The 13,590-nt window shown below is 46.1% G+C and carries 11 protein-coding genes; 2 read left to right on the plus strand and 9 right to left on the minus strand.

Annotation, left to right across the window (positions count from 1 at the left end; genetic code table 11):
* Positions 1-184 precede the first annotated feature (184 nt).
* The 3 genes from J7E37_RS15335 to J7E37_RS15345 all read right to left on the minus strand — a co-directional run bounded on the left by J7E37_RS15335 (position 185) and on the right by J7E37_RS15345 (position 3,694).
* Positions 185-895 (minus strand): alpha/beta hydrolase, encoded by a 711-nt coding sequence (locus J7E37_RS15335; protein ID WP_215024835.1) that lies wholly within the window; start codon positions 893-895, stop codon positions 185-187.
* A gap of 268 nt (positions 896-1,163) precedes the next feature.
* Entirely contained in the window at positions 1,164-2,540 is a 1,377-nt protein-coding gene (locus tag J7E37_RS15340; RefSeq protein WP_214779427.1) for a UDP-N-acetylmuramoyl-tripeptide--D-alanyl-D-alanine ligase, read from the minus strand.
* A gap of 71 nt (positions 2,541-2,611) precedes the next feature.
* A complete protein-coding gene (locus tag J7E37_RS15345; protein ID WP_214779429.1) occupies positions 2,612-3,694 on the minus strand; it encodes a D-alanine--D-alanine ligase in 1,083 nt (360 codons plus the stop codon).
* Between the two features lie 533 nt (positions 3,695-4,227).
* Between J7E37_RS15345 and J7E37_RS15350 the strand changes: the two genes are divergently transcribed.
* Entirely contained in the window at positions 4,228-5,403 is a 1,176-nt protein-coding gene (locus tag J7E37_RS15350) for a dicarboxylate/amino acid:cation symporter (RefSeq protein WP_214779431.1), read from the plus strand.
* Between the two features lie 323 nt (positions 5,404-5,726).
* Here the strand turns inward: J7E37_RS15350 and J7E37_RS15355 are convergent, their stop codons facing one another.
* Both J7E37_RS15355 and J7E37_RS15360 read right to left on the minus strand, forming a co-directional pair.
* Positions 5,727-6,146, minus strand: coding sequence for a universal stress protein (locus J7E37_RS15355; RefSeq protein ID WP_214779433.1), 420 nt, complete (start codon positions 6,144-6,146; stop codon positions 5,727-5,729).
* Between the two features lie 90 nt (positions 6,147-6,236).
* A complete protein-coding gene (locus J7E37_RS15360; protein WP_214779435.1) occupies positions 6,237-7,709 on the minus strand; it encodes a SulP family inorganic anion transporter in 1,473 nt (490 codons plus the stop codon).
* 267 nt (positions 7,710-7,976) lie between these two features.
* On the opposite strand from J7E37_RS15360, the gene J7E37_RS15365 reads away from it, so the two are divergent.
* Complete coding sequence (locus J7E37_RS15365; RefSeq protein WP_215024839.1) at positions 7,977-9,254, plus strand: MFS transporter; 1,278 nt, start codon at positions 7,977-7,979, stop codon at positions 9,252-9,254.
* Positions 9,255-9,714: 460 nt separating this feature from the next.
* Here the strand turns inward: J7E37_RS15365 and J7E37_RS15370 are convergent, their stop codons facing one another.
* From J7E37_RS15370 to J7E37_RS15385, 4 genes are read right to left on the minus strand one after another with little or no spacing between them, the layout of a single operon-like run.
* The gene (locus J7E37_RS15370; RefSeq protein WP_214779439.1) at positions 9,715-10,098 is read right to left on the minus strand and encodes a VOC family protein; all 384 of its coding nucleotides are present in this window, start codon (positions 10,096-10,098) and stop codon (positions 9,715-9,717) included.
* 48 nt (positions 10,099-10,146) lie between these two features.
* Entirely contained in the window at positions 10,147-11,592 is a 1,446-nt protein-coding gene (locus tag J7E37_RS15375; RefSeq protein WP_215024842.1) for a heme ABC transporter ATP-binding protein, read from the minus strand.
* The gene (locus J7E37_RS15380) at positions 11,589-12,650 is read right to left on the minus strand and encodes a FecCD family ABC transporter permease (RefSeq protein WP_215024845.1); all 1,062 of its coding nucleotides are present in this window, start codon (positions 12,648-12,650) and stop codon (positions 11,589-11,591) included. Before J7E37_RS15380 ends, J7E37_RS15375 begins: the two co-directional genes overlap by 4 nt.
* On the minus strand, positions 12,616-13,572 hold the full coding sequence (locus tag J7E37_RS15385) for an ABC transporter substrate-binding protein (protein WP_215024848.1): 957 nt from the start codon (positions 13,570-13,572) through the stop codon (positions 12,616-12,618). The genes J7E37_RS15380 and J7E37_RS15385 overlap by 35 nt, the downstream gene beginning before the upstream one ends.
* Between the last annotated feature and the right edge of the window lie 18 nt (positions 13,573-13,590).

Raw genomic sequence — 13,590 nt, forward strand, 5'->3', positions numbered from 1 at the left:
ACCTTGTGTTTTAAGCAGGGCTGAATCAGCAATTACAACACGCTGAAGCACAGAACCTGAAATATTAGCAAAAAAAGACATTCTCCATCACGGGAGTATGTCCGCTTAAAGGATTTTCTCAGTTAGACACTCAATATTCATGATACCATCTTTAGGAAGGAAAAGCAATTTTTGAGGAATTGCCTCAGCTCTTGATTCCTTCTCTTGGGTTAGAGGTCAAAAAATCATACACCTCATCAAATAAGTGTTCTTTTTCATCACAGTGACAGATCAGATGTTTGGAGTTCTTATAAAAAATCAGCCGTTTTTCTTCAGCGCCAATATTTTCGTATAGATACCGGGCGCTTTTAGGGGGCACGATGCCGTCACTCTCGCCTTGCGCGATCAAGGTAGGCACCTTCACTTCATTGAGAATAGGCTTAATTTTGGTTACAAGCCTGCGAAACTGCAAGGTAGAGGTCATGGGTGTTTCTTTGATCTTTCGTGTATAACGCTTGAATAATTCATTTTCTTTTAGTTTTCCTTGGAACGTATCCCTCATCATTTCCTTGATATCGAATGCAAGCTGTTTAGGGTTCACATAATAAGCAGCCGCGCTGAGCAGAACCAGCTTATCAACCGGGTAAGTCGAGGCAAGATAGCTGGCAATCAGCCCGCCCATCGAAAAACCAACAACATAGACGGTATCACACTCTTTCAATAACGCCTTCAGTTCGTTTTCGGCATGGTCGATCCACTCATTATGTTTGATTCCCCTCAAATTCAGCTCATTGCCATGGCCAGGCAGGGTAGGAACAACTATTTTCCAATCGGTCCTCTCTTTCAGCGACTGGGCAAGTGGTTCCACTTCGAACGGAGACCCGGTAAAGCCATGGATTAACAGACAACCTATCATAACCAATCACCCATTAGTTTTTCTCGTATTTAATCTTTCCCCATTTTAAATCATTTAACCCGGAATTTCCTTGATAAAGACTTTTGTAATCATATCGTTAAAAACAAAAAGCGCAAGCGCCTCGTTCAGCCCCGACAAGCGCTGGAGGGCCTGACAGTGAAGTCGTTCTTTGACTTCATTGGCAGGACCGAAGCGTCTCGAGGGGCTAGGCGATAGAGCTGGATTAAGAAAAAGAAGATGCCCTGGCAGCAGGACATCTTGAGGGTAATTATTGCAGCGATTGGACGACTTCTTCGAGCGCCATGCCTCGTGATGCTTTGACGAGGATGATCGTTTCGCCGGTTACATACTTTTTCAGTTTGTCGCTCAATTGTTGTTTATCCTGGAAAGCAAATGCCCTGTCGTCACCAAGGACTTCTTTTGCTCCTCTGGCAATTGACTCGCTAAGCTTGCCGTATGTGAAAACATAGTCGACTTTTTCAGCATCGAGGGAAGCTCCAACTGTGTAATGGTATTCCTCCTCCAGCGGCCCAAGCTCTAGCATGTCACCCAGAACAAGGATTTTACGGCTGTAGCCTGACAGATTGGCGACGAGGTCGATTGCTGCCTTCATGGATGTCGGGCTGGCATTATAGGCATCATTGATGATTTTTTCTCCGTTAGCTCCTTCGGAAAGTTCCATCCTCATATTGGTCAGCTTCAAGCCTGCAAAACCGGCATTCATTTTTTCAAAAGGAACACCCAAGAACTCCGCAGCAAGCATGGCTGCCAGTGCATTCAGGATATTATGGTTTCCGAGCACCGGAAGATAGAAAGTTTCATCACCAAGATTGGTGGTAAACTTATTTCCATTTTCCATTGGCTCGATTTTGACCGGATACAAGTCATTATCCTGGCTGGCCCCGAATGTTTTCAGGACGCCATTTCCTTTGTAATCCTGCAGTCTTTCCTGCAACAGAGGCTCGTCTCCGTGAAAAATGATCTGGCCATTTGTCTGAAGGCCGCTGATGATTTCAAGCTTTGCATCAGCAATCGCTTCCCTTGAACCAAGGTCAAGCAGATGGGATTCGCCAATATTAGTGATGATGACGGCATCCGGACGCCCCATTTTCGTTAAAAATTCTATCTCGCCCTTGCCGCTCATGCCCATCTCAAGTACGGCGACTTCTGTATCTTCTTGCAAACGAAGGAGCGTCAGCGGAAGGCCCAGGTGGTTATTGAAGTTTCCTTCGGTCTTTTGCACTTTGTATTTTTGCGCCAGCAGATTTGCTGTCATATCTTTTGTTGTCGTTTTTCCGTTGCTGCCGGTAATCCCGACAACCTTTATATCAAGCGAGTTGCGGTAATTTCTAGCCAGCTCCTGCAAGGCGGTCGTTGTATCTTCAACGATAATGACCGGCAAACCCTCCGGAGGGTTCGGAACATCTTTTTGCCATAATGCTGCCGAAGCTCCGCCATTTTGGATGACATCAGCTACAAAGTTATGTCCATCTGTCCGTGCCCCTTTAAAAGGAACAAACAAATTCCCTGTTTCTATTTTGCGAGTGTCGATTGAAACGCCTTTGACGTTGACATCTGCAAACTGGCTTACATCATTCAGCGCTCCTGCCATTTGGGCGATTTCTGATAAAGATTTTTGAATCATACTATTATCCTCCCGAAATAAAGGGACACGGCCATGCCACTGGCTGCCGTGTCTCCCTGGATGATCTATTCTTAAAAAGTATACTTTATTTTCTGTTTTTCAGCATGGCGTTCGATTCCGAGGTTCACCAGCTTTTCGATCAGCTGCGGGTATTCGACACCTGTATGCTTCCACAGGAGCGGGAACATGCTGAATGGCGTGAAGCCAGGCATTGTGTTGACCTCGTTAATCAGCAGCTGGCCATCCTTTGTCAGGAAGAAATCGGCGCGAACAAGACCTGAGCAATCCAGCGCCTTGAAAGCAGTGACTGCCATCTCCTTCAGGTCAGCATATTGCTGCTCCGTGATTTCAGCAGGGATGATCATCGCTGTATCGCCGTCCTCATACTTCGCTTTGTAATCATAGAAATCCTTTTTAGGAACGATTTCGCCAACTACCGAGCATTCAGGTTCATCGTTTCCAAGGACGCCAATCTCGATTTCACGTGCGACAACTCCCTGTTCGATGATGATTTTACGGTCAAATTGGAAGGCCTCTTTGAAGGCTTCCTCAAGCTCCTGCTTGTTGGATGCCTTGCTGATTCCTACGCTGGACCCAAGGTTTGCAGGCTTTACAAAGCAAGGATAGCCAAGTCTCTCTTCAACAAGACCGTATACCTTTTCACTATTCTTTTCCCAGTCGCTTCTAATAGCGGCCACATAGTCCACCTGAGGAAGTCCCGCCTGTGCAAAGACATTTTTCATAACAATTTTATCCATGCCGGCAGCAGAGGCGAGGACGCCATTGCCGACATATGGAAGATTCAATAATTCCAGCAAGCCTTGCACCGTTCCATCTTCACCATTCGGTCCATGCAGCAATGGGAAAATGACATCAAGAGTCTTCCCGGATTCAGCACCGCCAGCCTGGAATAATGCTGGTGTGAATGAAGGAGTCGGAAGGTTCGAGTTGTCTGAGAACTCCAGCGTTTTTACATTTTCTGCAGGAGCATTGAGCTCGGGACCCTTGACCCACTCTCCTTCCTCGGTTATGTATATAGGATAAATCTCGAATTTTTTAAAATCCAATGCTTTCGTCACAGCAAGTGCTGTCTGCATTGATACTTTATGTTCAGCAGATTTGCCGCCGTACAGCAGCCCGATTCTTGTCTTCATAAAAATAGACCTCCAATAAATTCAATCTGGCTCCACTTTCCGCTTCCTATTTTACCACTTTATTTTTAAATTACGGAATTGTTATCAATTTTTAATAATAGGCTGTTTTCGTTAAGATGGTTGTTAAAATCCTAAAGCCGATTTTTCCGTAATATAAGGCAATTTTGCAGGTCGGTATTAAGTTTGCATGCTCTTTTCTCACATAAGAGTCAACTTTGCGAAGAAAAATAGGTCATTCAATCCTATTTTGTTGTCAATAACAACAATGTTTGAGAAAAGAGCCTAATAATAACTCTCAAGCTATACTATTTCCTGTTTTTCAGGCGTGAAACCTGCCAGGGAGTCAAAAGTTAACATTCACAGAATAAGTTACCTTTTGAAAAGCCACTTTTAGGCAGCAAACCCAATTTTAACACCTAAATTACCATATGAATTAACTAATAATTCTGTGAATGAGTAAATGTCTTAACAATCATTCATTATCCATGTATAATCCACCTAATAAAAACAATTGCATTTTCAGGGAGGACATCATGAGGAGATTCGGTTTACTGCCAAAAATAATTCTGGCGATCGCCCTTGGAATTGTTGCGGGCATGATTTTTCCGGAAATCATAATTAGAGTTTTCGCAACCTTCAATGGCCTGTTCGGTAATTTCTTAGGGTTCGCCATTCCATTCATCATTATCGGTTTCATCGCACCAGGAATTGCTGCTTTAGGCAGAGGAGCGGGCAAACTGCTGGGGATTACAACCTCTATTGCCTATGTCTCAACAGTCGCTGCTGGCTTACTCGCTTTTTTCGCTGCAACAGCACTTTATCCAATTCTATTAAAAAGTCAAAATGTCCGTGAATTCGAGAATCCGGAAGAAGCTCTTCTTAAACCTTTATTCACAGTGGACATGCCTCCTGTGATGGGAATCATGACCGCGCTTTTGGTCGCGTTCATGCTCGGTTTGGGAATGGCGTATATCAAAGGCAAGACACTGCAAAACGCACTGATTGATTTCAGGGGAATCATTGAACTTGTCATTGAAAAGGTCATCATCCCGCTGCTGCCATTCCACATTTTCGGGATTTTCGCGAACATGACCCAGGGCGGACAGGTTTCCGCGATCATGAGCGTTTTTATCAAGGTTTTCATTATGATCATTCTTCTTCATTTAATCTATCTATTGGTCCAATACAGTGTCGCGGGTACAGCGGCTAAGCGCAATCCTTTCAAAATGCTGAAGGAAATGGCACCTGCTTACATGACCGCACTCGGCACACAGTCATCCGCTTCTACGATTCCGGTAACCTTGAAGCACGCTCGTAAAATAGGCGCACGTGAGAAAGTAGCTGATTTTTCCGTCCCATTGCTTGCGACAATCCATTTGTCAGGCAGCACCATCACTCTGGTCAGCTGCGGTATGGCCGTCATGCTCCTTCAAGGACAGGAAGCAACTTTCGCGGAAATGCTGCCCTTCATCATGATGCTTGGGGTTACCATGATCGCCGCACCAGGAGTACCAGGCGGCGCCGTCATGGCAGCGCTCGGATTGCTAGAAACGATGCTCGGCTTCAGCAGCACGATGCTTTCGCTGATGATCGCCCTGTATCTCGCACAGGATAGCTTCGGAACAGCAACAAACGTCACGGGAGATGGCGCGCTCACGGTGATTGCCGATAAGCTGAGCGGGAAAAGTGAAACAGAAGCATCTGCGTAAATGTAAAAAACGGCTGATGAAAAGCACCTCTCAATTTTAGACATTGTCTATAATTGGGAGGTGCTTTTCTTTTAGCTGGAAAAAATCGAGGTTTATTTCCAATTCGCTATAATAATTAGATTTTCGCTATATAAATAAAATTCTCGCTATATTATTTGGATTCTCGCTATATTATTTGGATTTCCGCTATATAAATAAAATTCTCGCTATAAAAAAACTAAGATGCCGCCATCATTACAAACTTTTTAGAAATTATCCGGCCTATTACCCTACAAAATAAACACCTTTAAAGAAAAAAACGCTCAGGTTGGCCTGAACGCTGGTTATTTTACGATTAATACCGGTGCTTTCACTCGTTTTGCGACTTTGTGACTGACGCTGCCAAGGACCATTTCTTGCAGTCCATTCAAACCGCGGCTGCCGACAACGACGACATCGAATGCATTCTTGTTGGCATAGTCAACAATGGCCGGGCCTGGTTCACCGAGCAATTTTTCAAACCTGAAGTTCAAACTCTCTTCTTCTAGCAGGTTTGTTACCGGCTGGAGCCTGATTTTTCTTTTTTCCTCGACTACTGTACGATCTGGATTGTGAAGGACATCTTCCTTGGAAGTCTGCCCATCGACAACATAAACAACTGTAATTTCACTATCGCCGCTTAACTTTGCCAGCTCTACCGCTTTTTTCGCCGCACGCACTGAATGGTCCGACCCATCAGAAGCGAGCAAGATTCTCTTAAACATGCTATTCCCCCTACATTGATTTCCATTATATTATATATAAAGAAAGCACGCTGATTCGTCAACGTGCTTTCCCAAAATATATATTACATTTTAATGTCCGGAAAGCTTGGCGCCTTCCTGTTTGTGAACGGCTAGTTTGTCAATCAAGTGAGAGCTTGGGGCATTGAGGCCGTGCAGACGGACAACTGTTCCGTTCTCTCTTAGTTTGATGACAATTTTATCGATTGCCGCAACGGCTGAGTCATCCCAAACATGGGCATGTGTCAGGTCGACGACAACTTCTTTTGCATTTTCCTTCAAATCGAAGGATTCAATCAAGTCAGTTACTGAAGCGAAAAATACTTGTCCTGTTACAAAATACGTCCGGCGATTCATTGCGACATCAAATGTTGATGTGACTTTCACCTTGGAGATTTTCGCTACGAAGAAAATCGCACTCAAAATGATTCCCGCAAATACACCTTTTGATAGGTCATGTGTAAACACAGTTGTGACAGTAGTAACAACCATAACGATTGAATCTGTTACAGGTGTCTTTGCCATTCCTTTGATTGATGACCAGTCAAATGTTCCGATTGATACCATGATCATGACGCCAACCAGGGCTGCCATCGGAATTTGTACAACAATGTTTCCTAAAACGATAATCAGGAACATCAGGAAAGTACCAGCAACAAGTGCAGACAATCTGCCTCGGCCGCCAGATTTAACATTGATTACGGACTGGCCGATCATTGCGCAGCCTGCCATACCGCCGAATAATCCAGCAACGATATTCGCAATCCCCTGGCCGCGGCTTTCTTTATTTTTATCACTAGAAGTATCTGTCATATCATCAACAATTTGGGCAGTCAGCAAAGATTCAAGCAAGCCGACAATCGCCAAAGCCAATGAATATGGGAAGATGATTTTTAACGTTTCAAGGTTGAATGGGATATCAGGAATCAGAAATGCTGGCAAAGCAGATGTAAGAGTACCCATATCACCAACTGTCTTAACACCACTGTTGGTCATGATTGCTACTAATGTAATAACAATGATTGCTACAAGTGGTGAAGGAACTGCTTTCGTAACACGCGGCAATAGATAAATAATCGCAAGTGCGCCTGCCACCATCGCATACATTACCCATGTTGCGTCAACAAACTGCTCTAACTGTGCCATGAAAATCAAAATCGCAAGTGCGTTCACGAAGCCAATCATAACTGAACGTGGAATGAACTTCATAAACCGTGCTAATTTAAACACACCAAACAGAATCTGCAGGACTCCTGTCAAAATCGTAGCTGCCAATAAATATTGCAAACCATGGTCAGCAACAAGCGTTACCATCAGCAGCGCCATCGCACCGGTGGCTGCTGAAATCATGCCAGGACGGCCGCCGACAATCGCGATTGTCACAGCAATCGCAAATGAAGCGTAAAGTCCTACCATTGGGTCAACGCCGGCAATAATCGAAAAGGCGATCGCTTCAGGAATCAAAGCAAGCGCGACGACGATTCCAGCAAGGACATCTCCTTTGACGTTGCCAAACCATTGTTCTTTAATTGTATTAGTATTCAAGTAAACACCCCTTAAAATATTTTTGTGGCTTCCTACTCTCAAGCAAGCCGGGTCCGATAAAAACAGGATTTATCATAACATATTTATAAAAATGAGCAACCATCATTGTAAGCGTTATATTGTTTGTTTTTCTTCAAATATCGACTGTTATCTTCTTTTTTCATATAGATAAGGTAAAAACCTTAAAATGTAAATCAGGCAATATTGCCTGCTTCTCGCAAGCTTTTGAAAGGACAATTTTGATATGATGTTCTGGGAGGTTTTTACATGAAGACATCAGGATTATCCGCTCCATTCAAGACAAATTTTTATTATGGCTGGGTCATCGTTTTCATCGCAGGGCTCGGCGTATTTTTTTCTGGCCCGGGTCAGACATACTCGGTTTCCGTATTTATTGATTCCTACATAAAAGATTTTGGCTGGAGCCGTTCGCATGTATCCGCAGTCTACTCACTTGCGACCCTTGCTGCCGGAATCTGTATGTTCTTTGTCGGCCGCTTCGTTGATAAATGGGGACAAAGAAAAATGTCCGTTATCGTTGGCATCGGGCTGGCACTGGCCAGCTTCTGGAACAGTATGGTCGTTAATACTGCGATGCTGTTCATTGGCTTTTTCCTGATCCGTGTCCTCGGCCAGGGTTCGATGAGCCTGATTCCAAACACCTTGGTTCCGCAGTGGTTTATTACGAAACGCGGGAAGGCAATGAGCCTGATGGCCATCGGCGGATTTGCCAGCTCAGCGGCGCTTCCGCCATTTAATGCCTGGCTTGTTGCCAACTGGGGCTGGAGCTTTTCATGGAAGGTCTGGGGTGTCCTGCTTCTCGTCGTTTTTGTTCCGCTGGCCTATTTTTTAATTCGAAACAAACCGGAGGATATTGGTGAATATCCAGATGGAATTAAGCCTGATTGGACAAATGATTCTGCTGACCCAAACAGAACAAGCAATCCTCTTGAAGAGGTGAACTGGACAGTCCAGGAAGCAGTCAAAACACGCGCATACTGGCTTTTGCTTTTTTGCGTGGGTATTCCGGCTCTCGTCAACACTGGACTTACTTTTCATTTGATTTCTATTTTTAAAACAAATGGGATTTCGCCGGGAATTGCCGCGCTAGTATTAAGCTTGATGGCACTGATCGGGTTTCCGGTCACTCTGATTGCAGGACCGCTGCTGGACCGGGTAAAAGTACAGTACGTCCTGGCTGGAATTTTCGCCGGGGAAATCATTTTCATCCTCGTGCTGCTGGCAGCTGATCAAACAGCAATCGCGATTGCATTCGGGGTATTATGGGGAATCAGCGGGGGCTTCGAAAGGATTACCTTGAACTATGTATGGCCTAGCTTTTTTGGCCGGAAGTCGCTTGGCAGTATCAAAGGGTCGGCTATGACCGTCACTGTGCTTGGTTCCGCCTTGGGTCCTCTTCCATTTGGCCTCGCCTACGATTATTTTGCCGGGTATGAGGAAATTCTGCTGATGTCCATTATCCTTCCGGTGCTTGGGATGGCAGCTGCACTACTTGCGAAGAAACCGGTGAAGGAATTCTTGTGATTTCAGCATTTGATAGATGTGTTCCTTAGTTAATTGCAACTTATATTAAACGCATGATTTTGCTTGTTACCGAAATCATGAGGCTTTCGGGTTTTCGGGCACATGCCGGCCTTACTTGTTACCGAATTCAACGCTCCTTTCCGGTTTCGGGCACATGTTGGCCTTACTTGTTACCGAAATCACGAGGCTTCCCGGTTTTCGGGCACATGTTGGCCTTACTTGTTACCGAAATTACCGATCCTTTCCGGTTTCGGGCACATGTTGGCCTTACTTGTTACCGAAATTACCGATCCTTTCCGGTTTCGGGCACATGCCGGCCTTACTTGTTACCGAATTCAACGCTCCTTTCCGGTTTCGGGCACATGTTGGCCTCAAGAGCCACTATAACTTAATACTCAGTCTCATTAGCTCACCATAAATAACAAAGTCCTGCAGCTCAATGAACTGCAGGACTTGTTTTTCACCCAATCGGGGTGCATATCTCAATATAATGCCCATCTGGGTCGGCTGCATAGGCGACGACCTGGCCCCATGGTTTTTCGGTTGGCTCGAGCAGGATCGGGACTCCGGCGGCCCGCAATTTTTCCACAGCGCCATGGACGTCCTCTGTAACAAATCCGAGCTCAAAGGTTTGTTCCTTCCTTACTCCATCCGGGATTGGGAGCGTCGTGATCTCGCGGCCGCTTTCCCGGGTGTTCATCGACAGAACGGTGTTGCCAGTTTCATACTCGATATAGGTCCCAAATTCATTGCGAAGTTTAAGGCCAAGCAGCTCACCGTAAAATTGCTTCGTTTTTTCCAGATCGGAAACATATAAAATGACATAGCCCATTTTCAATTCCATCATCATCACCTCTTAAAAATAAATTCGAGATGGAATGTCGGGTTTCCTTCATTTATGTTCAATCGCGCTTTTACTAACTCTATACTTCAATATCGCTTCCTTCGTGCAGGTATAAATTCCCTCGCTGATCAGCTTGCCGAGCGGAGTCGCCGTGCCTGCGTAAGAAATTGCTGCTCCCTGCTGGGTGGCAGCGATGCAGATACTATCCGTAGAAATGCCAGCTGACTGGCCAGCAATACCTGCCCCGCTTCCCTCTAGCTCCTGCAAAACACTAATTTTCGCTTCTGCCGCGGTCATTGCGCTCTGGATAAAAGCTTCCTCGGAAATCCTGTGGTTAATGAACAGCCAGGTGTTGATATTCCGTGGTCTGTCCCGATGAGTGTGCCCAGCGGAAACCAGAATGAAAATCGACATACCGTCTGCCTCAAAAAGACGGTATGATGCTGTGTCTGCTGAAACAGCCGTCATCATCCCAACAGTTTCGCTTGGAAGAAATCCATTTTCCTGCAAATACTCGGCCATCTCCGCCTTATGGTCGCTACAGTCATACTCCATCGGTACAATCCGGTGCACGAACGTGCTGTGCCACCCGATCCCGGCACCGGTTATTCCCGAGGACATTGTCCGCAATTTTACCGGTGACTGCAGAACAATCCGGTCTTGCCCGACGTCAAGATACCTGGCATCAATCTTGAGGTTATCCTTATGACCGACGTCCGCTTCAGGAACCAGCAGCAATTGCGGCCTGGCAATTTCCGGGTGGGGGTGGTTTTTGATCTGCGTCTTATAGACACTCTTGATTCGCTCTTCTTTTAAAACTTCAGCAGGAGTATCAACAATCAGAACCTCACCGTTTTCCATCAAAAGCAGCCTGTCACAATATAATGATGCCAGGTTCAAGTCATGGAAAATCGAAACGACAGTCAACCCCTGTTCGGATGCCCATTTTTTCAGCAAGTCCAGCAGCTCTTTTTGAAAACTCAGGTCGAGATGGTTCGTAGGCTCATCGAGCAGCAGAATCCTCGGCTGCTGCGCAAGTGCCTGCGCGAGGTAGACTCGTTGTTTTTCGCCGCCGGATAGTTCTGTGATTGATTTTTCCTGAAGGTGGGTGATGCCCGTCTGTTCCATTACCTCCTGGACAATCTCTTCATCCTCATCTCGCCAGCTATTGAACCAGCCTTTCTGGTGTGCATAGCGGCCGAGCGAGACGGTTTCTTTTACACTATAAGAAAAGGCTTGATCCGCATGCTGCGGCAGGACTGCCATCATCCTGGCAAGCTGTTTCGGTGAATACTGGGTCAATGGCCGGCCATCCAGCTCAATGGCACCTTCCCTGAATTCCAAAGCGCCGCTGATCATTTTTAAGAGTGTGGTCTTCCCGCTTCCATTTGGGCCCAGGATGCCGAACAGCTCCCCTTTTCCTACCTCAAAACTGATATTCTTCAGGACCTCGCCGCCTGCATATCCGCCTGTCAAACTCTTCACTGTGATCATCGGCCTGCACTTCTTTCCCTGCGATTTTTCATTAAAATGAATGCAAAAACCGGAGCACCGATTAATGCCGTGATCACGCCAATCGGCAATTCCGAAGGGGCGATAATCGTTCTTGAGATCAGGTCTGCGAGGATCAGGAAGCCGCTGCCAATCAGGACGGATAACGGCAGCAGATGGCGATGGTCCGGACCCCAGATTGTCCTTGTCAGGTGTGGAATGACGAGACCGACAAATCCGATCGTTCCTGATACAGCTACGGCCGATCCTGTTAAAAGAGAACCCGACAGCAAAATCAGCAGCTTGCGGCGCTCGACATTGACACCGAGATGCTGTGCCCTTTCCTCACCAAAGGACATTGCATTCAATTCCCTTGTATTGGCAAGCAATATCACTAAACCAATCATAAAGAAAGGAAAAATAATCTTAATGTATTCCCAGCCGCGCATCGACACGCTGCCAAGCAGCCAGCCGATGATTTGCCGCAGCTCTTCGCCGGAAAGGGCAATCATCAAAGAAATGAATGAACCCAGAAATGAACTTAAGATGATTCCGGTTAAGATGATTGTTTCCACCCTGAGCAGTCTGTCGACTTTGCGGGCAAAAAACAGTACAAACAAGACGGTGGCGAAGGCGAACAAAATGCTTAGCACTGGCAATGTGAAGACACCGATCAGCGGCAGCGAAATGCCGAAAAACAGAGTAACGACTGCGCCGATGGAGGCACCTGATGAAATCCCAAGCGTATAGGGATCTGCCAGTGGATTGCGCAACAGGCCCTGGAACGCGGCACCGGCAATCGCCAGCGACGCACCGACAAGCCCTGCCAGCAGCACACGCGGCAGCCTGATATCCATGACAATACTTGCATGCATCGGATCAATTCCCTGTCCCTGAAAGCGGAAAACTTCAGCAACAATGATTTCTATAATGGCTGGTACAGGAATGGAAACCGTACCAATGGATATGCCCAGCAGCATCGATATGATCAAAAACACCGCCGTGATTAGATAGGCGATTGATTTGTTATTTAAAAATGTCCGGGTAAATGGCTTTTGCAAGCTCCTCTGCTCCTTCAGCGAGCCTTGGACCTGAACGGGTTACAAGGTCGGAGTGGACATCGTAAACCTGCTGCTCCTTGACCGCTTTCACATTATTCCAGCCCTGCCGTGCAAGCACCTGCTCAACTGGCTTTTCTGTATAGTATCCATAGGTTGTCACAACCACATCAGGATTACGCTCAACAATTGCTTCCGGGTCGACCTTCGGCCAGCCCTCCATATCTCCGGCAGCGTTCTTTGCACCAATCAGCTCAAGCATTTCATTGATAAAAGTGTTCTTGCCGGCTGTGTAGATTTCCGGTGCTGGTGAGACCTCCACAAAGACCGTCTTTTGCTCTTCCGGCTTGATTGTTTCAGCTTTCTTTTTTAATTCCGCAAAACTATTTTTCATCTTGTCTACAAGCTCATCCGCCTTTTCTGACTCGCCAATGGCCTTGCCAATCATCTCGATTGATTGATACACTTCTTCAAATGACTGTGCATCATTCACAACGACAACAGCAATTCCCGCATCCTTTAATTGTTGAAGGCCTGCTTCTGCAGTGTCCGCGGTCGAACCGGGGGCAAGTACGAGGTCAGGTTTCAGAGAAATCATTTTCTCGATATTGAATTCCATTCCGCCGATTTTTTCCTTCGACATTGCATCCTCTGGATAATTGTCGAAATCGGTGACGCCGACAATCGCCTCTCCGCTCTCAAGTGCGTAGACAATTTCCGTGTTGCTCGGAATCAGAGAAATGATCCTTTCAGGCTTTTCTAAAATGACCACTTCTTCATCAATTGCGTCTTTTACCGTGACAGGGAATCCCGTCTTCTGCTCCTGTGCGGCTTTTTCGCTTTCCTTCTTTTCGGGCTGTGCTTCGGTACCGCAGCCTGCCAGGATCATGGCTGCAGCCACCATCATCATTAATAACTTCTTCATTCGCTTCTCCTCCAAATT

The organism is Bacillus sp. ISL-39 (genome assembly GCF_018613295.1).
In the GTDB taxonomy this organism is placed as follows: Bacteria; Bacillota; Bacilli; order Bacillales; family Cytobacillaceae; genus Mesobacillus.

Coding starts and splice junctions, on each gene's coding strand:
- J7E37_RS15345 (WP_214779429.1), bottom strand. CDS start 3,694: ATGAAGACAAGAATCGGGCTGCTGTACGGCGGCAAATCTGCTGAACAT.
- J7E37_RS15385 (WP_215024848.1), bottom strand. CDS start 13,572: ATGAAGAAGTTATTAATGATGATGGTGGCTGCAGCCATGATCCTGGCA.
- J7E37_RS15335 (WP_215024835.1), bottom strand. CDS start 895: ATGATAGGTTGTCTGTTAATCCATGGCTTTACCGGGTCTCCGTTCGAA.
- J7E37_RS15365 (WP_215024839.1), top strand. CDS start 7,977: ATGAAGACATCAGGATTATCCGCTCCATTCAAGACAAATTTTTATTAT.
- J7E37_RS15350 (WP_214779431.1), top strand. CDS start 4,228: ATGAGGAGATTCGGTTTACTGCCAAAAATAATTCTGGCGATCGCCCTT.
- J7E37_RS15370 (WP_214779439.1), bottom strand. CDS start 10,098: ATGGAATTGAAAATGGGCTATGTCATTTTATATGTTTCCGATCTGGAA.
- J7E37_RS15340 (WP_214779427.1), bottom strand. CDS start 2,540: ATGATTCAAAAATCTTTATCAGAAATCGCCCAAATGGCAGGAGCGCTG.
- J7E37_RS15375 (WP_215024842.1), bottom strand. CDS start 11,592: ATGATCACAGTGAAGAGTTTGACAGGCGGATATGCAGGCGGCGAGGTC.
- J7E37_RS15355 (WP_214779433.1), bottom strand. CDS start 6,146: ATGTTTAAGAGAATCTTGCTCGCTTCTGATGGGTCGGACCATTCAGTG.